The 21,223-nt window shown below is 66.7% G+C and carries 16 protein-coding genes; 14 read left to right on the top strand and 2 right to left on the bottom strand.

Annotated features, from left to right (window positions below):
- The first annotated feature begins 4 nt into the window (after positions 1-4).
- The 11 genes from AB5T46_RS10670 (at position 5) to AB5T46_RS10620 (ending at position 14,015) form a co-directional block, all read left to right on the top strand.
- Complete coding sequence (locus AB5T46_RS10670; RefSeq protein WP_370563910.1) at positions 5-2,629, top strand: autotransporter outer membrane beta-barrel domain-containing protein; 2,625 nt, start codon at positions 5-7, stop codon at positions 2,627-2,629.
- A 21-nt stretch (positions 2,630-2,650) separates the two neighbouring features.
- Positions 2,651-2,884 (top strand): hypothetical protein, encoded by a 234-nt coding sequence (locus AB5T46_RS10665; protein ID WP_370563909.1) that lies wholly within the window; start codon positions 2,651-2,653, stop codon positions 2,882-2,884.
- A gap of 12 nt (positions 2,885-2,896) precedes the next feature.
- Positions 2,897-5,134, top strand: coding sequence for an AAA family ATPase (locus AB5T46_RS10660; protein WP_370563908.1), 2,238 nt, complete (start codon positions 2,897-2,899; stop codon positions 5,132-5,134).
- A complete protein-coding gene (locus AB5T46_RS10655; RefSeq protein ID WP_370563972.1) occupies positions 5,124-6,905 on the top strand; it encodes a hypothetical protein in 1,782 nt (593 codons plus the stop codon). Before AB5T46_RS10660 ends, AB5T46_RS10655 begins: the two co-directional genes overlap by 11 nt.
- A gap of 345 nt (positions 6,906-7,250) precedes the next feature.
- On the top strand, positions 7,251-7,520 hold the full coding sequence (locus AB5T46_RS10650) for a hypothetical protein (RefSeq protein ID WP_370563971.1): 270 nt from the start codon (positions 7,251-7,253) through the stop codon (positions 7,518-7,520).
- A gap of 116 nt (positions 7,521-7,636) precedes the next feature.
- Positions 7,637-9,190 (top strand): DHA2 family efflux MFS transporter permease subunit, encoded by a 1,554-nt coding sequence (locus AB5T46_RS10645; RefSeq protein ID WP_370563907.1) that lies wholly within the window; start codon positions 7,637-7,639, stop codon positions 9,188-9,190.
- 160 nt (positions 9,191-9,350) lie between these two features.
- Positions 9,351-10,097, top strand: a complete 747-nt coding sequence (locus AB5T46_RS10640; protein ID WP_370563906.1) for a glucose 1-dehydrogenase — start codon at positions 9,351-9,353, stop codon at positions 10,095-10,097.
- Positions 10,098-10,352: 255 nt separating this feature from the next.
- Positions 10,353-11,381 carry an endonuclease/exonuclease/phosphatase family protein gene (locus AB5T46_RS10635; protein ID WP_370563905.1) on the top strand — a complete coding sequence of 343 codons (1,029 nt, stop codon included), beginning with the start codon at positions 10,353-10,355 and terminating at the stop codon, positions 11,379-11,381.
- A gap of 168 nt (positions 11,382-11,549) precedes the next feature.
- Positions 11,550-12,380, top strand: a complete 831-nt coding sequence (locus tag AB5T46_RS10630) for an arylamine N-acetyltransferase family protein (protein WP_370563904.1) — start codon at positions 11,550-11,552, stop codon at positions 12,378-12,380.
- A gap of 11 nt (positions 12,381-12,391) precedes the next feature.
- Entirely contained in the window at positions 12,392-12,838 is a 447-nt protein-coding gene (locus tag AB5T46_RS10625) for a hypothetical protein (RefSeq protein WP_370563903.1), read from the top strand.
- A gap of 82 nt (positions 12,839-12,920) precedes the next feature.
- Positions 12,921-14,015: a DNA glycosylase AlkZ-like family protein gene (locus AB5T46_RS10620; RefSeq protein ID WP_370563902.1), complete on the top strand. Its 1,095-nt coding sequence runs from the start codon at positions 12,921-12,923 to the stop codon at positions 14,013-14,015.
- Positions 14,016-14,019: 4 nt separating this feature from the next.
- On the opposite strand, the gene AB5T46_RS10615 is transcribed toward AB5T46_RS10620, so the two are convergent.
- The gene (locus tag AB5T46_RS10615; RefSeq protein WP_370563901.1) at positions 14,020-14,271 is read right to left on the bottom strand and encodes a hypothetical protein; all 252 of its coding nucleotides are present in this window, start codon (positions 14,269-14,271) and stop codon (positions 14,020-14,022) included.
- A gap of 242 nt (positions 14,272-14,513) precedes the next feature.
- On the opposite strand from AB5T46_RS10615, the gene AB5T46_RS10610 reads away from it, so the two are divergent.
- The 3 genes from AB5T46_RS10610 (at position 14,514) to AB5T46_RS10600 (ending at position 17,870) form a co-directional block, all read left to right on the top strand.
- Complete coding sequence (locus AB5T46_RS10610; protein WP_370563900.1) at positions 14,514-15,998, top strand: chymotrypsin family serine protease; 1,485 nt, start codon at positions 14,514-14,516, stop codon at positions 15,996-15,998.
- Positions 15,999-16,033: 35 nt separating this feature from the next.
- On the top strand, positions 16,034-16,792 hold the full coding sequence (locus AB5T46_RS10605; RefSeq protein WP_370563899.1) for a murein L,D-transpeptidase catalytic domain family protein: 759 nt from the start codon (positions 16,034-16,036) through the stop codon (positions 16,790-16,792).
- A 64-nt stretch (positions 16,793-16,856) separates the two neighbouring features.
- Positions 16,857-17,870, top strand: coding sequence for a L,D-transpeptidase (locus tag AB5T46_RS10600; RefSeq protein WP_370563898.1), 1,014 nt, complete (start codon positions 16,857-16,859; stop codon positions 17,868-17,870).
- A gap of 194 nt (positions 17,871-18,064) precedes the next feature.
- Here AB5T46_RS10600 and AB5T46_RS10595 read toward each other — a convergent pair whose 3' ends face one another.
- Positions 18,065-21,223, bottom strand: a complete 3,159-nt coding sequence (locus AB5T46_RS10595) for an efflux RND transporter permease subunit (protein ID WP_370563897.1) — start codon at positions 21,221-21,223, stop codon at positions 18,065-18,067.

The following is a 21,223-nucleotide window of genomic DNA, read 5'->3' as shown; positions in this document are numbered from 1 at the left end:
TGCCATGACCAACAAACCTGACGGCAAGCCGCCCGCTGACAAGCGGCGTCCTGTTTACGTTACCTCCCGGCTCCGTTACTTCGATGGGGAGTTCCTGAAGACCGAGGACTTCGTCGACGAACAGAACTACCACGTCGATCGCCAGACGCGACACGAGGCGCGTCTCCACGCGCCGGGCGTCCTCGAAGGGCTCAGGGTGTGGCAAACAGCCGACCAGATGAGTTCCTTGTCGGTGACCGTCGGCATCGGCAGCGCGCTCGACACCGAGGGGAACCAGATACTGATCAACAGGCCGACCGAGGTGGTCCTGGATCCGGTTGCGGGGGACGGCGATTACATCGTCGATATCAAGTTCGACGAGATGACGACCGATCCCCAACCCGGAAGCGAGGGAGCCACGCGCTTCACTCAGGAGCCCGGTGAGATGCTCGCCATCGGGACATCGCCGCGTCCCGGCGCGGTGCCGCTGGCAAGGGTGCGCGTGACGGGTGAGGTGATCGACGCGATCGACACGGATTACTTTTCAAGCAGTGGGCCGACACAGAAGTACGCCGGCGTGAAGCTGCCGGGCCCGTCCGGCAAGGAGGCCACACTCCGGGTCGAGAACGTCTCCGACGATCCGAATGGCTACCCGGACGATAGTGGCTTCAATCTCCCGGACTACAAGGTGCTGCTATCGGCGAGCGGCGGGCTCGAGGTCGACGGTCCGATGACTGTGTCGGACACGTTGATGATACAGAATACGCTGGACGTGACCGGGTTGTTGACAGCGAGCGGTGGGCTCGAGGTTAACGACAATGGTGTTTTGAAGTTCAATAACGCGACCCGCCAGATGATCAGCCTTAATGATGGTTCCAGCAGCGGGATCGGAACGCAGACTGACACAGTCTATTTTCGCAGCAACTACGGGTTTGCGTTCTACCAAGGTGGAACGCACAACAACGATAAACAAGCCCCTGGGACGGGCGGCAAGCATGTGTTGGCGATAGGCAACGGCGGCAACGTACTCATACCCAAAATGCTCACGATTGGTCAGGGGGAAAACATGGACGGCCCCTCTGACATCTTGGAGGTTCACGACACGCAAGACGAGACTGCACTGCTGTTCACTGTAGGGAGGAGCAAAATAGATGCTTCAATCCCGTTGAATGCGAAAGGCGGGCTTACGGTCACCGGCACGGCGACTGTGTCGGAGACGTTGACGGCCGATAGCAGTTTGAACGTGACCGGGTTGCTGACCGCAAACGGCGGGTTTGGGGTATCGAGTACGAAAATATATGAAAACGGCACGATGTCGATCGGGCATGCCAGCAGTGATTCTTCACACCCCTTGGAAGTTTGGGATAGCTCTGGTAACAACCTTCTGGTCGTTACGAGTACCGGGATAAACGCGAAAATAGAATTAAATGCACAGGCAGGGCTCGCAGTCACCGGTACGGCGACTGTGTCGGACACGTTGACGGCCAAAAGCAGTTTGAACGTGACCGGGTTACTGACCGCAAACGGCGGGTTCGAGGTATCGAGTACGCAAATATATGAAAACGGCACGATGTCGATCGGGCATGCCAGCAGTGATTCTTCGCACCTCTTGGAGGTTTGGGATAGTTCTGGTAACAACCTTCTGGCCGTTACGAGTACCGGGATAAACGCGAAAATAGAATTAAATGCACAGGCAGGGCTCGCAGTCACCGGCACGGCGACTGTGTCGGATACGTTGACGGCGTCGGAATATACCTTTCCTGATTCTGCAACGCTGGGCGATACGCCACCGATGATCAAGGCTCGCAGGGTGCCATCTGGCCAGGGAAATGACACCGGTGACGATATCGAGCGCTCCGAGTTGATTCTCTTCGCTGGAAACGACATCACGGACCAGTATGGTCCCGATGCAATCACCTTGCGCGCTCCTGCCTTGCGTCTGCAGACGTACAACGATGCCTCTGTCGAGGGCATTGATAATGATGCTGGATGCAATGACCGGCTTTACATCGATCCCAATGGCAGGGTATCGATTGGCAAGAGCTACTACCCCAATAATGCCAGTAATTGGCTGGAAGTCTGGGATCCGAGCAGTACAGATAGTACCTGCAGCGCCATGCTTGAAGTTCATAACGACGTAATAAACACTTCGGTTCCATTGAATGCAAAGGCAGGGCTCGCAGTCACCGGTACGGCGACTGTGTCGGACACGTTGACGGCTCAAAGCAGTTTGAATGTTACCGGGTTGCTGACCGCAAACGACGGCCTTAAAGTCACCGGCACGGTGCAGATGTTGGGCTCTTGGGTGGAGGTAAACGGCAGTCCCTACACCATTTCCGAAGATACAACTCCTACAATTTGCAACACCACGGCAGCAGAAAGCGATGGTTTTGCCGTAGTCCGTTTATCCATGAACGGTGATGGTGATGATGCTCGAGGATGGGTCGAGCTTTGGACAAGCCCCCAAGGCTCGGGTGGTGATATACGGTTAGGAAGGTGTTCCAACCACCAGAATAGCGACAAGTGCGTAATCCAAGACAATTCGGTGACAGCACCTATCCGGAAGGGCGATGGGTGGTACGTTAAAGGCTCTTGCACACAACACGATGTCGTGGTCAGCGTGTATTGGATCCCATTTGGCAATAATTAGTTGTTTCCTGTGGAGGGCCCTATGAAAAACATCTTGGAACAACGTCTGGAAACGCTCGCGTCCGAACAACAAAAGGGCCGAGAAGCACTCGCCGAGCTCGATAATCAACGCGCGCGCCTCACCGAAACCCTGTTGCGCATAGAAGGCGCGATGGCAGTTCTACGCGAAATGCTCGCCAACGAATCGAGCGAGCGAAATGATGAGCCCGGCAACGACACCGCCCGCCGGGAACTCCTCCGGCAAGTGTCGCCCTGACTGCACGCCATCATGTCCGTCGCGTCCATCGCCGATGCCGTCTTCGCCTCCTCCGAGGTCCATCTGTTCGCCGAGCTGTGGCGGGTGGAACAGCTCGTTCGCGCGGCGGCGGCGGCTCGCGAGGTGGAGGCCATGCCGGATCCCGAGCGCATGCGGCAACTGCACCTTCAGGGTGCGGCAACGGCCTCCGACGACCTCGTCGACACGCTGCTTACCGAGACCCTGCTGCGGCGCGACGACCCGCCGGAACTGCGGCAGATGCGCGAGCGCGTGGCGGCAATGCGGGAAGACAATGAAGCGGCGGCGCGTGCGAGCGAGGCGCGCGGCGCGTTCCTGCGCCTGGCCGGGCTGAGCCGGTACTGCGGGCTCGGCCCGCTCGATGTCGACCTGTTGCTGCTCTCGCTGCTGCCCGTCGTCGATCGTCGGTTCATCGACATCCTCGGCTACCTGGAGCCCCACTATCGCGGCGCGTGGCTGACGCTCGATCTGGCCGAGCGGTTGCTGGACCCGGGCGATGAGTCACGCTGGTGCGTGCGACGGCGCCTGGCGGCGAACGCGCCATTGCGGCGCCATGATCTGCTCCGGGTGTGGGCCGGGCGTCCGGGTGATCAGCGCCCGGCGCCGCGGCTGCAACTGCAGCCAGATCCACGCGTCGTTGCGTTCCTGCTCGACGACGACGCCCCGGACGAGCGCATCGCACCGTTCGTGCGGCTGTCGGACGCCGCGCGCGATCCGGGCGCGCTGTTCTTTCCGCCGGAGCGCTTTGCCGCGCTGCGCGATTTCGTGCGCACGCAGTCGGGGCAGGGTCCGGGCGCCATCGTCCATCTGACAGGGCCCACCGGTGTCGGAAAGGAAACGCTGGCGGCGACCTTGGCGGCGCAACTGGATCGCCCGCTGCTGGTGGTCGAGCGTGGCCTGTTGGAGCAGGCCACGCCGGCGCTGCCGTCGATCGTATTCCGGGAGGCGATGATGCAGCGGGCAGTGGTGTACTGGGAGGGCCTGCACGGCTGGCTCTCCGGGCGCGCCCCGGCCCTGCAGCAGGCGATGAAACGCGCGCTGTCGAATGATGCCCGCTGGCTGTTTTCGGCCGGCCGCGACGACTGGCAACACCATTGTTCGCTCGGCCGCCGGCCCATCGTTGAACTCGCCCTGCCGGTCCCGCGCGCCGAACAGTTGGCGCATTGCTGGCGGGAGGCCACGGCCGCGCTCAAGCCGATCGATCCGGACCTCGATCTGGACGCGTTCACGGCCACGGTGCGGCTGGCGCCGGGCGCCATCGAGGCGGCTGGCGCGACAGCCGCGGCCATGTCGCAGCTGTTCGAGCCCGAGGAAGCGTTCGTCTCCCAGCGCATGCTGCTGGCCGCCGGTCGCCAGCTCCACAGCGGCGGGCTGTCCGCCCTGGCGCGGCGCATCCGGGCGCGGCCGACCTGGGACGATCTGGTGTTGCCCGAGATGCGCAAGGAGACCCTGCGCGACCTCGGCCATCACGTCCGCTACCGGCACAAGGTCATGGCGCAGTGGGGCTTCGGCGACAAACTTCTGTTGGGTCGCGGCGTCAGCGCGCTGTTCTCCGGACCGCCCGGCACCGGCAAGACCATGGCCGCCGCCGTCCTGGCCACCGAGTTGGGGCTGGATCTCTACCACGTCGATCTGTCGCAGGTGGTCAGCAAGTACATCGGCGAGACCGAGAAGCACCTGGGCTGCCTGTTCGACGAGGCCGAGGCCAACAGCGCCATCCTGTTCTTCGACGAGGCCGACGCCCTGTTCGGCAAGCGCACCGAGGTCCGCGACTCACACGATCGCTATGCCAACCTGGAAACCAGCTACCTGCTGCAGCGCGTCGACGAGTACGAGGGCCTGGTGATCCTCGCCACCAACCTGTCCAAGAACATGGACGACGCCTTCGTCCGCCGCCTGCGCTTCATCGTGCCCTTCACCGTGCCCGATCGCACCCAGCGCCTGGCCATCTGGCAGCGCCTGCTGCCGCCGCAGACCCCGCGCACGGACGACATCGACCTCGAGCGCCTGGCCGACGGGATCGACCTGTCCGGCGGCTACCTGCGCAACATCGCCTTGTCCGCCGCCTACCTCGCAGCCGCCGAGGACGCGGCCGTCGGCATGCGCCACCTCTCGGCCGCCACCCAACGCGAATACACCAAGATCGGGCGTGTATTCGAGGCCGACGAGCTGGAATCGATTTTCCGTGATACGGGAGCAACTGCTCCGGAGGCACGTCAACATGCCGATTAGATCACCAATTCAATTGTCTGGCACTTCAGATGTCATCCGGCGAGGTGAGCAACAGTTCGATGAATCATTCGAACAGGAGGGGTCGAACCCAGATTGGGTGCAGGATGAAGTACACGGTCCGGTGGACGTATACCCGGCTGTGCATCAGCTGGATCGGCCCGAGGCGTATAAGAGGCAGGAGCGTTACGTTACAACGTTCAAGAGGCTCACGGGGAAGAACTCACCCCTGGCAGTCCTGCGCAGGCCGGGTAGTTCGTACACCTTCACCGGGTCCGTCGACGTCGGTGTCGATGTCATCTCGACAGCGCTTACCGCTGCTGCACATGGTATTCCGGTGCCGAGCAGCCTGCTTGCCAGCCTGACACCTGGACTCCAGCTGCAGGTCAGCGGCACGGTCAATGCTACTGACACAGCCGGGGTCGCGGCAGCGGTGACGCTGAAGCTGACCGAAAGCGTCAGCGCTGACGTCGCCTCTGGCGTTGCTGCCAGCGCCAAGGCGGGCGCAGGCCAGAGCCTGTCGGTCAAAGGTCTCTTCAGCAGTCTCGAACATTTCGTCGCTCACTACCTTCGCAAAGTTACCAATTGGCTCAAACCTTTTGCCGGGAGGGAGTACAAGAAGCGGGATAAGGAGTGGGATCTCGAGGCGTATCGAAGGCTTCGTGAGCTGGGCAAGAAGCGGCGGACGCGTGTTGTGGGTGCGAAGCTCAGCGGCGAGGTGGAGGCCAAAGCGCTGACTCTATTTGGCGCAGGGGTGGAAGCGTCGTTCGCCGCAACGCGGGCTACGAGAAAGAGAAACCTCCCTGCGGAGTACATACATGGAGGTTTCGGCAGTAAACGGCACGAGTATAGGCACGGCTACGTGGTGGAGGCCTCAGCCAAAGTCGATGCCGGGCCGATCGGAGGTGGCGTGACACTGTCGGTCATTCACAACGATGCCAACCCGGACAATGATGGGATCTATATCACTGCAACCTTGAGCGGCACCGCTAGTGCCGCTCTGTCCCTTGCGCAGGCGGCGCCGGAGGCCCTGTCCGACATCACGTTCTCCGCCGGCAATATGATGGAGGCGCTCGGCGGAACCTTGTCCGGGACCATTAGCAAGATGAACCTGCCCATCGGGAGTGCGAGCCTGGGTGCCCACGCCAGCACCGACGTGACGCTGGTATGGTACCAACCCGGGAAAGTGGAAGAGTTCAAGCACGGAAGTGTGCTCCTCCCGCAGAAGAATCAGCGTTTTCACTTGCTGTACGTGCGCACCACCGACGAGATTGGCGCCAATCTGGGAGCCAGCGGGATTCCGCTGTATGGAGGCCTTGCGGCGGGCCTCGGCGGTGGGGGGGATGTCAGGAGGGCCCGAAAGGAGACGCTGGGACATCACTCGATCGCCTACGTGCAGGCGCTTTACATGGGCATGAAAGGGCATCAGCGGCGTCCCTGGGCGGAGGAGGGGGCGCAGCGAAAGAACGACTGGGACGCCTGGGAGAGAAAGCACGAGGCGGACTTGAGGAAAATGCAGACGTCTGGGAACGTCAGACAAGAGTTGACAAAGTTGGCGGGCGAGCTTGACAAACAGGAAACTGTGCAACTCGCACGAGATACGCTGGACGATGCGTATAACAGCAATGATTTCGAACGTTGGCTGCTTGTGGTCAAGTGGCTCTTTAATTCGGAAGCGCATCGTCGTAGCGGTGCAGGGGGTGTGTCCGAGGGGTACACAAAATATTCGACCATCTGGGATGTGGGGAAAATACTGCGGCACGCGAGGCGCTGAGACGACTGGCAAACGCGAGGGAATGACTGGATCGCTTCTGAACATCCGCAAGAGCTGTGCCGAGGGACTGTAGTAAGCACCCTCCGGCAAAGCCGGGGCCGTCGCGTTACGCAAACTCCGTTGTCTGGGGAGCGTTCGGCCCGGCACCAAGTTTCCGGTACCTGAGTGACACGACCTCGCCCCGCCGGACGATGCGCGCAGCAACCAGCGCAGGTTGTACCCGGCCGCGCACAGCGCCGCGTGCAGGACATCGCCACTGGCGCCCTTGAGCCGGCAGCGGTTCATCCGGCGATCGCTCTTGGCATGCGCGACCATTGGGGGTAAAGCGAAGAATTGGTGGGGTTCATGGACGCGAAATGGGAGTTCTCCTGCGCCGGGAAATCGCACGCGATGCCCGCCGCCATCGAAAAGGCGCACGCGTTCTTCCGCAGCGCCGTGGCCGAGTCCCCGTTCTGGAAGGACGACCTCGTCGACAGGCCTTACGACCGTGCCGATGGCAATAGAGCCTTGAGGGAAAACTTTTGCCGACCGCCCCAACAGCTGCGCGGCGAGCGCCTCACGAAGAACCACATTGTCCGATGGGGCCAAGCGATCCATCTTTGCTGTCTCGAGTAAGGGCCCGCCGCCGATAAGGCGACGAGCCCGTGGATTTCCGCAGATCGGCACCAAACCGTTCCACCCTAGCCGATCGGGCATCATGACCCGCGACGGTCACGGACGGAGGCTGCGACATGATCGGCACTCACCGGCTGCCCTGCGACAAGGGCGTCGCGCACGCGGCCACGGCCTGTCCCGGGCGCGAGGCGCTGTCGCCGCGCCGGAAGCGATTGGCGCTGGCGGCGACGGTGTGCGGTTCCAGCATGACGTTCATCGACGGCTCGGCGGTCAATGTTGCCCTGCCCGCCATCCAGCAGGACCTGGCCGGCAGCGCCGCGCAACTGGGCTGGATCGTCAACGCCTACCTGCTGTTGCTCGGTGCGCTGGTGCTGGTCGGCGGGGCCGCGGGCGACCGTTACGGGCGGCGCAGGGTGTTCCTGGTCGGGGTGGCCGTGTTCACCGTCGCCTCGCTGTTGTGCGCATTGGCGCCGGATGCGCGCATGTTGATCGCCGCACGCGCGCTGCAGGGACTCGGCGGCGCTTTGCTGGTGCCCAACAGCCTGGCTCTGCTCGGCAGCATGTTCGCCGAACACGAGCGCGGGCGTGCGGTCGGCGCCTGGGCGGGCTTTGGCGCGCTGACGGCCGCGGCCGGCCCGGTGCTGGGCGGCTGGCTGGTGGACGTGCTGTCGTGGCGCGCGATCTTCCTGCTCAATTTGCCGTTGGCGCTGGTCACGGTGGTGCTGGCGCTGAAGGCGATACCGGAAAGCCGCAGGAACGATGCCGAACCGCTGGATCTCGCGGGCGCGGTGTTGGCGGCGCTCGGCCTGGGCGCACTGTGCTGGAGCCTGTCGGCTGCGGCCGAACGCGGGCTGGCCGATCCTGCCGTGGGTCTGGCCGCCCTTGCAGGCGTCGCCGCGCTTGCCGGGTTCCTGGTGGCCGAGATGCGCGGACGTGCACCGATGATGCCGCTGTCGCTGTACCGCTCGCGTGTCTTTTCCGGCGCCAACCTGATCACGCTGCTGCTGTATTTCGCGCTCAGCGGCGCACTGTTCTTCCTGCCGTTCTACCTGATCCTGATCCACGGCTACACGGCAACGGCGGCGGGTGCCGTGCTGCTGCCGTTCTCGATCGTGCTGGGGCTGTTCTCGGGCGTTGCCGGGCGGTTGTCCAGCCGTTACGGCGCGCGCCTGCCGCTGACGTTCGGCCCGCTGCTGGCGGCGGCGGGCTTCGTGCTGATGGCGGTGCCGCCCGCGCTGACCGCGCACTGGTCCGGCGTACTGGTCGCGGTCACGGTGCTGGCCATCGGCATGACCCTCAGCGTCGCGCCATTGACCACGACCGTGCTGGATTCGGTGAGCAACGAACGCACCGGCACCGCGTCGGGCATCAACAATGCCGTGGCACGCGTGGCCGGACTGCTGGCGGTGGCGGCGATGTTGCTGTTGTTCGCACAGGTGTTCCTGGCCGGCTACGGCGCCACTCCGGCCGATGATGGGCGGGAGCTGCTGGCGGCGATGCTGGCGGGCGAGGGCAGCGACGAGCCCGCGGCGCGCGCGGCGTTCCTTGGCGCATACCGCGCGGTGATGCTGACGACCGCGGCTTGCGCAGCGCTGGCCGGTGTCGCCGGGTGGCTGACGCTTGGCCCTGTCGCGCGCAGCGGATCGGTTTCCGCCGACTCGCCCGGGTAACACAGGCATCCGCAGGCGGTCCTCCCGCCCGTGGGACGCTCATTCCCCCGATCGTGTCTTTTCCCGGTCCCGCGGCGTTCGCACTTCGTGGGTGTCGATGGCGACGGCGCGCATGTGCGTCGGCATCGCAGCCAACCCCCTCACGAACCAGGAAATCGAAATGAGCAAGCTGCAGAACAAGGTCGCCATCGTCACCGGTGCCTCCAAGGGCATCGGCGCTGCCATCGCCCAGGCCCTGGCCGCGGAAGGCGCGTCGGTGGTCGTCAACTACGCGTCGAGCAAGGACGGCGCCGATACGGTCGTCGACCGGATCGCCGCGGCCGGCGGGCAGGCGATCGCGGTGCGCGGCGACGTGTCGAAGCAGGCCGATGCGCAGGCGATCGTCGACGCGGCGATCGAGCGGTTCGGCCGGCTCGACGTGCTCGTCAACAACTCGGGCGTGTACGGCTTCGCGCCGCTCGAGGAGATTACGGAGGACGACTTCCGCCGCCAATTCGACATCAACGTGCTCGGCCTGCTGCTGACCACCCAGGCGGCGGCCAAGCACATGGGCGAGGGCGCCAGCATCATCAACATCGGCTCGGTGGTCACCCGCATCGTGCCGCCGGGCAGCGCGGTCTACAGCGGCACCAAGGGCGCGGTGGACGCGATCACCGGCGTGCTCGCGCAGGAGCTGGGCCCGCGCAGGATCCGCGTCAACGCGCTGAACCCGGGCATGATCGTCACCGAAGGCACGCAGGCGGCCGGCATCGTCGGTTCGGACATGGAAGCCGACGTGGTGGCCCACACACCGCTCGGCCGCGTCGGCCAGCCCGACGACATCGCCTCGATCGCGGTGTTCCTGGCCTCGAACGACTCGTACTGGCTGACCGGCGAGCAGCTGTTCGCCGGCGGCGGCATTCGCTGACGGCTATCGGCCTGCCGGTCGGATGAAACACGCCCGGCGCGGTTCCGCAGTGGCGGAGCCGCGCCGATTGCGGAGGCCGTGTTCGAGCCCGCTGGTGGGTGGCCATCTCCAAGCACCACAGCGTTCCGCCCACAACCCCTCCGCATCCTTGACTGAACGCGCCTCCGTACGTCGCCGTAGCGTAGGGGCGTCCCTAGCTGGCATCGGCAGGCGTGCTGCGTAGCCTTGGTCGCGTCCATCGAGGAGGCGGAGCCCATGTCCAGCTTTTCCAGCATCGGCGCCACCTTGGCCCAGGCCGCCCGCCAGTTCGGGTCGGCCGATGCCGCGGAGCGGAGCGGCCGGGACGGGCCGCTCTCGCCGCGCGACCTGCCGGCGCCGGGTGCGGGCAACGTGCGGGTGATGACCTGGAATCTGGGCCAGGGTGCCAGTTTCACCAATGGCGGCGGCGTCGATCACCACCAGCTCGACACCGTCGCGCGCGACATCGCCGACAGCGGCGCGGACGTGGTGATGGTGCAGGAGATCTACCGCAACGACCTGACCACGCTCGAACGCGAGCTCGAGGCCGCGACCGGCCGGGAGGTGTATGTCACCTTCAGCGACGCCAGCACCAAGCACCGCATCGACGAGCGCAATCCCTTGAGCATCTTCCGTGCCGCGGTCGGCGAGGACTTCGGCAATGCCGTGATCAGCTTCGCGCCGCAGGAGGAGATCGTCGACCGGCACCTCACCCACGACGGCGACGAAGGACGCACGGTGCTCGGCGTGGAGATCGACGTGGGCGGCCAGCCGGTGCGTCTCTACACCACGCACGTCACCAGCCAGGGCACGCAGGAAGTGATGCCCGAATCAGGCCCGCCGACCGGCACCACCACGACCACGCTGCCCGGCGACACGCCGCCGCCCGAGCCCGCACCGACGATCCACGATCCGCAGGTTGCGCAGATCGGCGAAGTCTTCGCCACCGCGGACGGCGACGGTCCGATGATCCTCGGCGGCGACTTCAACGTCGCACCGGACGCATCGCGTCCCTCGGCCGCGGTCATCAACACCTTCGACGACTTCGGCTACACCGATGCCGCCGCGGATGCCGGACCGACGTCCGACCAGGGCGAGGGTCGGCGTATCGATTACGTGTTCACCGAGGGCGTCGACGTGGTGCAGTCCTACGTCATGGAAGCCGGCCCATCCGACCATGCGGCCGTCGTGGTGGACGTGCGGATCCCGGATGCATCGCCGGGTAGCGGTTCGGGCGTCGGCGGTGGGGGTTCGACGTCCTGGTGATCCGACCGGTGGGTACATCGCCCAAAGTGCCGAAGACGACCTGAGGCCGGGTTCCCGATCTCCCGGCGCGCCACAGCGTTCCACCCGAAACGCCTTCGCACCCTTGACCTCGATCATGCTTGAGGTCGTAGTGTTTGACCCCAACGCCACACGACCGGGGATGCCGCGATGTCGACGCCGCTCAAGGACATCAATCTCTATCTAAGCCGCCTGGGCTACCGGGCACAGCCGCCGCCGACGCTGGAGACGCTGTGCGAGCTGCAGCGCCGGCACAGCGCGGCCTTCACCTTCGAGACGATTGCCGCGCTGATGCACGCGCCGGTGCCGATCGACCTGCCGTCGCTGGAGCGCAAGCTGCTGCACGACGGGCGCGGTGGTTACTGCTTCGAGCTCAACCTCCTGTTCCTGGCGTTGCTGCAGCAGCTCGGGTTCGACGCGCGCGGGCTGACCGCGCGGGTGATGATGGGCGGCCCGGAGGACGCGCCGACCGCGCGCACCCATATGCTGGTGCTGGTGACGATCGACGGCGTCCGCTACGCCGCCGACGTCGGCTTCGGCGGCATGGTGTCGACCGGGCCGCTGCGGCTGGACACCGACGCGCCGCAGGCCACCCCGCACGAGTCCTACCGCTTGATCGAACGCGACGGGCAGTACCTGCTGCGCGCACAGGTGGCGGGCGAGTGGCGCGGCCTGTACGTGTTCGACCTGCAGCCGCAGGCGGAGATCGATTTCGAGGTCGGCAACTGGTACGTCTCCACCCATCCCGACTCGCCGTTCTCCGGGCAGCTGCGCGTCGCCCGCACCGGGCCGGGGTTCCGCAAGACCCTGGGCAACGGCAGCTTCGCCATCCACCGCCTCGGCGCCCCCAGCGAACGCCGCGAGCTGCCGGACGCCGGCGCCGTGCTCGACGTGCTGTGCGACGAGTTCGACCTGCGCCTGCCGTCCGGTCCGGCCTTGCGCGAGGCCATCGAAGCCCGGCTCGCGGCGGATGGCGATTGAAAGGAGGAGGTATGGCAGACAACAACAATGGTCGGGTGGCTGAGCTTCCCTTGACGCCGCATCCCGAGTTGGAACGACTCGAGCCGCTTCTCGGCACGTGGAAGAATGAAGGGGCCGCCCCGGGCACGTCGACGTACAGGATCGGGCTTGGCGGGCACTACCTGATCCAGGAATTCGAGACCACCACGCCGAGAGGCCGAACGCTGAGCGGCATCGAGTACGTCACCTGGGACGAAGACACGCAGAGCTTGCGTTCCCACCTGATGGCCGATGACGGCACCAACTTCACCTACACGTACCAGGTCGATGATGACGGCACGCACTGGAGATGGTTCGGCGAAAAAGGTGCAGCCAATTTCTTCAAGGGGAAGCTGAGTGAAGACGGCAAGACGCTCGCGGGCCGATGGCAGTGGCCTGGGGGTGGTTTCGACGTGACCTCGAGGAAGATAGGCGGGTAATCCGTCCCCTGCCGAGACCGCCGCGATGCGGAATGCCGGTGCCACCTGGTCCCGGCGGGCGCCGGGCTGGCATCATCGCACCATGCCCATCACCCTCGATCACCTGCGCCGCTACGCCGTCGCGCGCACGCTGTTCCGGCCGACGACGCTCATGCGCGCGATCGAGCGGCTGGGCTTCGTGCAGGCCGATCCGATCCGCGCGCCGGCGCGCGCGCAGGACCTCACCCTGCGCCATCGCGTCCGCGACTATCGCGCCGGCGACCTCGAGCGGCGCTATCCGCGGCTGGCGCTGGAAGAGGACTTCTTCGTCAACTACGGCTTCCTGCCGCGTGCCCGCCAGGCGCTGATGCATCCGCGCACCGCGCGCCAGGCGTGGACGGCGGCGCGCTGGAAACAGGCGCATGCGGTGCGCGCGTTCATCGCCGCGCGCGGCGCGGTGCATCCGCGCGAGGTCGATGCGCACTTCGCGCACGGCAAGATCACCAACTGGTTCGGCGGCTCGTCCAACGCCAGCACGCAGCTGCTCGACGGCATGCACTACCGCGGCCTGCTGCGGGTTGCGCGCCGCGACGGCGGCACGCGGGTCTACGTGGTGCGCGAGGGCGACTCCGCGCCGGTGGACGCCGCCGCCATCGACGCGCGCATGGATGCGCTGGTGGAGCTGGTGGTGCGCAAGTACGCACCGCTGCCGCTCGCCAGCCTGCGGCAGCTGATGGGGCTCTTGCGCCACGCCGCGCCGCAGTGGAACGACGCGCGCGCACCGGCGCTGGCGCGCGCCAGGCAGCGTCTTGCGCAGGCGCGCGTGGCCGGCGTCGACTGGTTCTGGCCGGCCGACGAAAGCCCCGCCGGCCGGCGCTGGAAACCCGATGCCTCGGTGCGCCTGTTCACGCCCTTCGACCCGATCGTCTGGGACCGCCGCCGCTTCGAATTGTTCTGGGGCTGGGGCTATCGCTTCGAGGCCTACACGCCCGCGCCGAAGCGCAAGCTGGGCTACTACGCGCTGCCGCTGCTCTGGCAGGACCGGGTCATCGGCTGGGGCAACCTGGCCGTCGCGGGGGGTGCGCTGAGGAGTGAGATCCGCTACGTCGACGGCCACGCGCCGCGCGATGCGGCGTTCCGCAACGGCCTGGCGGTCGAACTCGCGCGGATGTGCGCCTTTCTCGGCCTCAAGGGCTGATCTCTCATGTAGGACGCCGCATCGTCGTGATGGCGCCGACGTTTCCGGCCGTCCCGGCCATGCTTCGCGCGCCGTCGACCGTCGCGCCCGCCGCGCAGGTGCCGTGACCCACCGGCGCGGCGACCCCCAGCATGCAGAGGAAGGACGATGAGCAACGGATCCCGCTCGACCACCGCAGTCCCCGGCTGTAGAAGAACGGTTCCAGATTCAATTGCTGGAGTAGCGAAAACTGATCGTCAGGAGGCGGTTCCTGCATGTGGACGGATCACTTGCCTTGGCGCTGGCCCTCGACGGTGAGGCGCGCTTCGTCCAAGGCAATGCAGACCGTATCAGTAACATCGGAGCGGAGGATAATCAATCGCTTCGTTCGCCATGAGAAATCCATGCCTGGCCGCGCTGATCGAGGTGCTGCGCGATGCCGGCAACGTGACCGCCCGGAGGTCGGGAATGCGTTGAGCATTATCGAGGGAGACGAATGCGCGTAAAGCGGAGGTTGAGATGACGGACGCGACACAGCGACAGTTGACGGCGACCCGGGCGTTCCTGCGTGAGTTCCTGCGTACCGATCCCTTCCGGCGCTACGGGGCCCACGCCGTCGGCGTCGGCCGCAAGCTCACGGGCGGCAAAGCCAGCCGACGGATCGCCCTGCGCGTCTACACCGCGCGCAAGGTCCCCGAGGCCGAACTGCCGGCGGAGCGACGGGTGCCGGCCCGGTTCCGCTGGTCGCCGCCGGGGCGCCAAGAGCAGGTCGCCATCATCACCGACGTCATCGAGTCCCTTCCGGGCCACGTGCAGATGCCCGACCCGGAGAGCCGCATTCGGCCGGTGCCCGGGGGCGTCAGCGGATCGGCCATGGGCAGCGGGACCCTCGGTGGCTGGGTCTGGGACACGCTCGACGACTCAATCGTCATCTTGAGCAACGCCCACGTCTTCGGCTATGCGGCTGGCGAACCGATCCTGCAGCCGGCCAAGACCGACGGTGGCCAGCTCGCCACCGACCGGATCGGTGAGGTCAAGCGCGCCGTCGACGTCGACCCGGTCGAGGGTCCTTCGCCGTGGCCACTGGACCAGTGCAATTTCGTCGACGCCGCGATCGGGTCGGTCACGTCCAGTGCGCTGATCGATCTCACGGTTTTGGAGATCGGCCCCGCGGTCTATGCGACCGCAATCGCGACCGGCGGTATGGCGGTTGAAAAATCGGGGCAGACCACCGGCCATGTCCAGGGCGTCGTGGACGACGTCGATTACGCTGCAGCCTTTGCGACACCGCTCGCTCCGGGGAACTGGCAGACCGTGGCCTACTGCGATCTGATCCGGTTCGTGCCCAGCCAGCCCGGAACGATGGTGTCGATGGACGGCGATTCCGGGGCGTTGCTGTTCACGCCCGACCCGGACTCGGTGATCAACCCCGCAGTCGGTCTGCACTTCGCCGGAGCCGACAACGGCAGCTACGGCGTGGCGTGCAAGATCCAGAACGTTTTCGCGGAGCTTGGCGTGGATGTCCTGTGCGCCGGCGGCTTCGCCGCGTTCCTCGATGCGCTGGCGGACGACGGCAGAGACTTCGAGGCGGCGCTCGCCGCCTCGCTGTTCGAGCCCAGACCACCGCAATCGAAGCGGCGCACGTTGCGCCTGCACCGGGGCCTGGCGCGGGACGTGCAGCGACGGCTGCGTGACAGCGAGACCGGGTGTCAGATCGTCGCGTTCGTCGATCGGCACCGCGCCGAACTGCTGTCGATGCTGTTGACCCATGGCGACGTGCGTCGCTCGGCGGTCGGCGCACTGCGTCCGATTCTGCGCGGTGCCACGACCACCGACCGCGTCTTCACCTATATCCTCGGTGCGGAGGATATGGAACGGGTCGGGCTGGCCTTCGATACCGCGATCAAGACCGGTTCGAAGGCCCTGGCCGCCGACATTCGCAGATTACGGCGAAAGCTGGATGGCCGCATCGACGAATCGATCGGCGCCATCATCGAACGTTAGCTGCGCAAGCCGTCGTTCAGGACCCACGTTCCAACATGCGCGCGATGTTGCGTCCCTTGACCCACGCCGCCCTGGCCGCCGCGCTGTTCACCGTGCTTGCGCCGGCCGGCCATGCCGGCGCGCCGCTCCACGCAGCCACGCTGGCACGGCTCGCACCCGATGCCGACCGGGGCGTGCTTGCGCTCGCGCTGGGCGCCATGCGCTGTGCGCAGAATCACGGCATCGCCATGGACGCCGAACGCCTGGCGGTGATCGACTATCGCCGCCCTTCGCTCGAGCCGCGCCTGTGGGTCTTCGATCTGACCGAGCGCAAACTGCTGTACGAAGAGCACGTCGCCCACGGCCAGGGAAGCGGCCACAATTTCGCCCGGCGTTTCTCCAATCGGAGCGGCAGCCACGAATCCAGCCTCGGCCTGTTCGTCACCGGCGGCACCTACACCGGACGCAACGGTTACTCGCTGCGCATGCAGGGGCTGGAGGCCGGCGTGAACGACCAGGCGCAGGCGCGCGCCATCGTCATGCACGGTGCGTCCTATGTCGACCCGCACGCCGGCCACGCGATGGGCCGCCTCGGCCGCAGCTGGGGCTGTCCGGCGGTACGCAACATCGTGGCGCAGCCGATGATCGACACGCTGAAGGGCGGCCAGTTCGTGTTCGCCTACTATCCGGACGAGGATTGGCTGCGGCGGTCGTCCTTCCTGCATTGCGGCGCTGTCGGCACACAGACAGCAGCCGGACGGCGGGCGGTTTCGGAAACCACGGAAGGACGTCCGCTTCTCGCGGCTCCCCGCTAGGGAACCTCTGAACTTGTTCATGAAGTTCCCTATACTCGGCACCGTAACCGGCGCGGAGGTGTGCATGTTCCGTCTGATCGTGTTGTTGTGCGGCCTGCTGCCGACGGCATTCGCCGCGCATGCGAATGTGCCGTTCTGGGGTGCGAAGGAGTCCAGTCCCGCGGACGCTGCTCCCGAGTCGCTCAAGCCCGGCGAGTTCGTCTGGGATGCAGCCGCCGCGCCGCAGGGGCCGATGGTCATGGTGGTCAGCCTCGACGAGCAGCGCGCCTACGTCTACCGCAACGGCGTGCTGATCGGTCTGAGCACGGTCAGTACCGGCCGCCGCGGCCACGAGACGCCGACCGGCGTGTTCACCATCCTGCAGAAGGACAAGGACCACCGTTCCACGATTTACAACAGCGCCCCCATGCCCTACATGGAGCGCCTGACCTGGGGTGGCATCGCGCTGCACGCGGGCGGACTGCCGGGCTATCCCGAATCGCACGGCTGCGTGCATCTGCCTTCGGAATTCGCCCGCGAACTGTTCGACGTCACGCCGATGGGCATGACCGTAGTGATCGCGCGTGACGGCGAAGCGCCTGCCGCGGTCGCGCATCCGGCGCTGCTAACGCCGGTCGACGCAGGCGGCGCGGCGCGCGACCAGCCGCGGTTGACGGCCGATCTGCCGTTCCGCTGGCAGCCCGAGCTTGCCGAAAGCGGTCCGCTGTCGATCGTGCTCAGCGCCGCCGACCGCAGGCTTGTCGTCTACCGCAACGGCGTGGAAATCGGCAGTGCCCGCATCGACATCCGCGATCCGGCGCGGCCGCTCGGCACGCACGCCTTCATTGTCAAGCAGCCCGTCGCCGCTCGCAGCGCGCCGACCTGGCTGGCCGTCGGCATCCCCGGCCACATGGTCGACGCCGGCGCGCCGCTGGACCCCGCGGCGGCCGATCGCGTGGTGGTGCCGCCGGCCTTCGTCGCGGCGGTGACGCCGCTGCTCGCGCCGGGGACGACGCTGCTGGTCACGGATGCACCGATACTGGAGCACAGCACCGGCGTCGACCTGCAGGTCGTCAACGCCGATCCGCCCGAAGCCTGAGCGGGACGGGATCCGGCGTCGATTCCGCCGCGCGGGATTGTCGGCCAACGCGCAAGGCGGGTTGAAACCCGCCCTACGAAGATACGTAGGGCGGGTCTTGACCCGCCATTGCTCGGCTAGAGTTGCCTGGATGCAAAATGCTGCCCCAAAAGGGCCATGCTGTAGCCAGCGTGCCGGGCCCGCGCATTGGCTGCTCAGGTGCGCCTGCGCAGCAGTTCGCCGGCGCGGTCCCGCAGCGCGAGTCCGGCGACCAGCAGGCAGGGCAGGAAGGTGAGCGTGACCACCGCGGAGGTGGCGATGCCGAACAGCACGATCGCGCCGAGGCCGCGGTACAGCTCGGTGCCGGCACCCGGGATCACCACCAGCGGCGCGAGGCCGAAGATGGTGGTGCAGGTGGACATCAGGATCGGCCGCAGCCGGGTGCGCACGGCGTCGTTCACGGCCGCCACGGTCGATGCGGCGCCTTCCTCGAGCCGCTTGTAGGTCTCGAGCACGATCAGGATCGGGTTGTTGACCACGGTGCCGAGCAGCACCAGGAAGCCCAGCAGGGTGATCATGTCGAACGACTGCTCGATCCGTCCCAGGCCGAACGCGCCGAGTAACGCGCCCAGCCCGTTGAGCAGCGCCAGCCCGACGATGCCGCCGGCGATGCCCAGCGGCACCGTCGCCATGACGAACAGCGGCCGGCCCCAGTGGCGGAAGATCGCCACCAGCAGCAGGTACGACAGCAGCAGCGCGATCGCGAAGTTGCCCGCCACCGCCTCGCGGGTGGCGTCGAGCTGGTCGCTGGCGCCGGAGATGTCGATCGAGACGTCCGCCGGGATCTCGCCGTCGGCGCGCATCGCCGCGATCAGTTCCTCGCGCACGCGCGCCACGCCGGTTTCCAGTGCGACCGAGCGCGGCGGGATGATGTTGAGGGTGACGGTGCGGCGGCCGTCGAGCCGGCGGATGCTGTCGGTGCCGGCGGATTCGCGCAGTTCGGCCAGCGCCGAGACCGGCAGCACCGCGCCGGAGGGCGTGGCGACCGGCAGATCGCGCAGCCGGTCGAGGCGCTGCTCGCTGCCGGCGCTGCTGAACAGGAAGATGTCGACCTTGCGGTCGCCGAGGATCATCTCGTCGGCGAACGCGCCGTCGCTGAGCGCCGCCACCGAATAGCCGAACCCTTCCGCGTCCAGTCCCACCTCGGCCAGGCGCTCCCAGCGCGGCTGCAGTTCCAGCAGCGGTTGGTCGAGGCTGAGCGTGGTGGGGTCGGAGCCGATGCGGGCGCCATCGAAGAGCGCCTCGGCCCGCGCGAAGGCGCGCTCGGCCACCCGGTAGATCTCGGCGAGTTCGACGCCGGAGATGTCGAGGTTGATGCTGCGGGTGCCGCCGTCGTTGCTGGAGATGATCGAGCCGCGCGAGGAGAACGCACGCATGCCGGGGTAGGCGAGGAAGCGCGCGTCCAGTGCGTCCATCAGCGCGCCGATGTCCCCCGGCGCCTTCGGCTCGGCGATGATCCGCAGCCCCTGCGGATCCACCGAGAGGTTGAAGTAGGCCAGCGCCGGCATGTCGGTATCGCCGTCGGCGAAGCGCTCGGGCGGGTCGTCCAGGTGCGGAAGCAGGCCCTGTGTCAGCTCGCGCGCGATCGACGCCATCTCGGTGAGGTTGTAGCCGGGCGGCGCGATCATGCGCGAGAACGTCTTCGGCTCCTCGCCTTCGGGCAGGTACTCGGCCGGCGGCGTGAGCAGCGCCAGCGCGAGCACCGCGGCCGTCACCGTGCCGCCCAGCACCAGCGCCCGGCGCCGCGGCCCGCGGCTGAGCCAGCCGATGCGGTCGCCGATGCGGCCGAATGCGTCCTCGCCGGGCGTGTGCTGCCGGCTGTCGTATGCGGGCGCCAGGCGTGCGCTCAGGGCGGGCACCACCGTCACCGCCACCGCCATCGAGGCGAGGATCGAGGCGGAAATGGCGATCGCGATGTCCGAGTACAGCTGCCCGGCTTCTTCCTGCACGAACAGGATCGGCGCGAACACCAGCACCGTGGTCAGGGTGGAGGCCAGCACGGCGGGCCACACCCGGGCCACGCCCGCCACTGCCGCCTCGAACCGCTCCAGTCCGCGTCGGCGCGCCTGGTCGATGCTTTCCAGCACCACGATGGTGTTGTCGACCGTCATGCCGATCGCGAACGCCACCCCGGCCATCGAGATCACGTTGAGCGTGCGTCCGGCCAGCAGCAGCCCGACGAAGGCGGCGATGGTGCAGATCGGGATCGCGACCACGCCGGTCAGGGTGGTGCGCACCGAGCGCAGGAACGCGAGCATCACCAGCGTGGCGAGCAGCGCGCCCAGGATGAGGTTGCGCCAGACGTTGGCGATCGATTCCTCCACGTAGCGCACATCGTCGGTGGTGAGCGTCATCTCCAGCCCGAGCGGCGCCAGCAGCTCGGCGTTGATCGCCTCGATCTCGGGCAGCACCGCGTACTTGATCTGGATGACGTTGGAACCCGGCTCGCGCCGCAGCGACAGGCTGAGCGTGGGCTTGCCGTTGTTGAATGACAGGTCGCGGCGCTCGAAGTGGTCGAGGCGGATCTCCGCCAGGTCGGACAGCCGCACCAGCGCGCCCTCGCGTTCGGCGACGATCAGCCCGCCGATGTCCCCGGCCTCGCGGAAGCGGCCCACCGTGCGCACCAGGAAGCGCCGCTTGCCGCTGTCGAGGTCGCCGCCGGAGCTGTCGACGTTGCGCGCCCGCAACGCGTCGCGCACGTCGCGCATGTCCAGCCCGCGTTCGGCCAGGCGGTCCGGGTCCACCTCGATGCGGACCTGGCGCTGGGCAGCGCCGCCCACCTGTACCAGCGACACGCCGGTCACGCGTTCCAGCCGCGGGCGCACCTGGTCCTCGACGTAGTCGCGCATCATGTCCAGGTCGAGGTCGAGCGCGCTGTCCTCGCGTGCGCCGATCCGGAAGTACATGAACGCGTTTTCGGAGAACGAGTTGGTGGTCAGCGCCGGTTCGTCGACGTTCTCCGGGTAGTCGGAGACCTGGCTGAGCGCGTTGTTGGTACGGATCAGCGCCTCGTTGATGTCGACGCCGAACGGGAACTCGAGCTCGATGCTGGCGCGCCCGGTGCTGGCGGTCGAGACCATCCGGCGCAGGTCGGGCAGGGTACGCAGGTACTGCTCCTGCTCGATCAGGATCTCCTTCTCGACGTCCTGCGGGGTGGCGCCGGGCCAGCGCGTGTCGACGCTGATGGTGCGCACCTCCAGGTCGGGGATCATCTGCACCGGCACCCGCAGCGCGGCGGCGATCCCCAGCACGCACAGGATCAGCACCGCGACCGCGATCAGGGTGCCGTGGCGGAGGATCCGCTCGAAACCCAT

Origin of the sequence: Luteimonas salinilitoris, from assembly GCF_041300785.1 — a bacterium.
Classification (GTDB): Bacteria; Pseudomonadota; Gammaproteobacteria; order Xanthomonadales; family Xanthomonadaceae; genus Luteimonas; species Luteimonas salinilitoris.
This window is presented reverse-complemented; position numbering and strand designations above follow the sequence as displayed.

Excerpts from the sequence above, each read along its gene's own strand:
- AB5T46_RS10670 (WP_370563910.1), top strand. The coding sequence starts at position 5 with ATGACCAACAAACCTGACGGCAAGCCGCCCGCTGACAAGCGGCGTCCT.
- AB5T46_RS10665 (WP_370563909.1), top strand. The coding sequence starts at position 2,651 with ATGAAAAACATCTTGGAACAACGTCTGGAAACGCTCGCGTCCGAACAA.
- AB5T46_RS10660 (WP_370563908.1), top strand. The coding sequence starts at position 2,897 with ATGTCCGTCGCGTCCATCGCCGATGCCGTCTTCGCCTCCTCCGAGGTC.
- AB5T46_RS10655 (WP_370563972.1), top strand. The coding sequence starts at position 5,124 with ATGCCGATTAGATCACCAATTCAATTGTCTGGCACTTCAGATGTCATC.
- AB5T46_RS10650 (WP_370563971.1), top strand. The coding sequence starts at position 7,251 with ATGGACGCGAAATGGGAGTTCTCCTGCGCCGGGAAATCGCACGCGATG.
- AB5T46_RS10645 (WP_370563907.1), top strand. The coding sequence starts at position 7,637 with ATGATCGGCACTCACCGGCTGCCCTGCGACAAGGGCGTCGCGCACGCG.
- AB5T46_RS10640 (WP_370563906.1), top strand. The coding sequence starts at position 9,351 with ATGAGCAAGCTGCAGAACAAGGTCGCCATCGTCACCGGTGCCTCCAAG.
- AB5T46_RS10635 (WP_370563905.1), top strand. The coding sequence starts at position 10,353 with ATGTCCAGCTTTTCCAGCATCGGCGCCACCTTGGCCCAGGCCGCCCGC.
- AB5T46_RS10630 (WP_370563904.1), top strand. The coding sequence starts at position 11,550 with ATGTCGACGCCGCTCAAGGACATCAATCTCTATCTAAGCCGCCTGGGC.
- AB5T46_RS10625 (WP_370563903.1), top strand. The coding sequence starts at position 12,392 with ATGGCAGACAACAACAATGGTCGGGTGGCTGAGCTTCCCTTGACGCCG.
- AB5T46_RS10620 (WP_370563902.1), top strand. The coding sequence starts at position 12,921 with ATGCCCATCACCCTCGATCACCTGCGCCGCTACGCCGTCGCGCGCACG.
- AB5T46_RS10615 (WP_370563901.1), bottom strand. The coding sequence starts at position 14,271 with ATGCAGGAACCGCCTCCTGACGATCAGTTTTCGCTACTCCAGCAATTG.
- AB5T46_RS10610 (WP_370563900.1), top strand. The coding sequence starts at position 14,514 with ATGACGGACGCGACACAGCGACAGTTGACGGCGACCCGGGCGTTCCTG.
- AB5T46_RS10605 (WP_370563899.1), top strand. The coding sequence starts at position 16,034 with ATGCGCGCGATGTTGCGTCCCTTGACCCACGCCGCCCTGGCCGCCGCG.
- AB5T46_RS10600 (WP_370563898.1), top strand. The coding sequence starts at position 16,857 with ATGTTCCGTCTGATCGTGTTGTTGTGCGGCCTGCTGCCGACGGCATTC.
- AB5T46_RS10595 (WP_370563897.1), bottom strand. The coding sequence starts at position 21,223 with ATGGGTTTCGAGCGGATCCTCCGCCACGGCACCCTGATCGCGGTCGCG.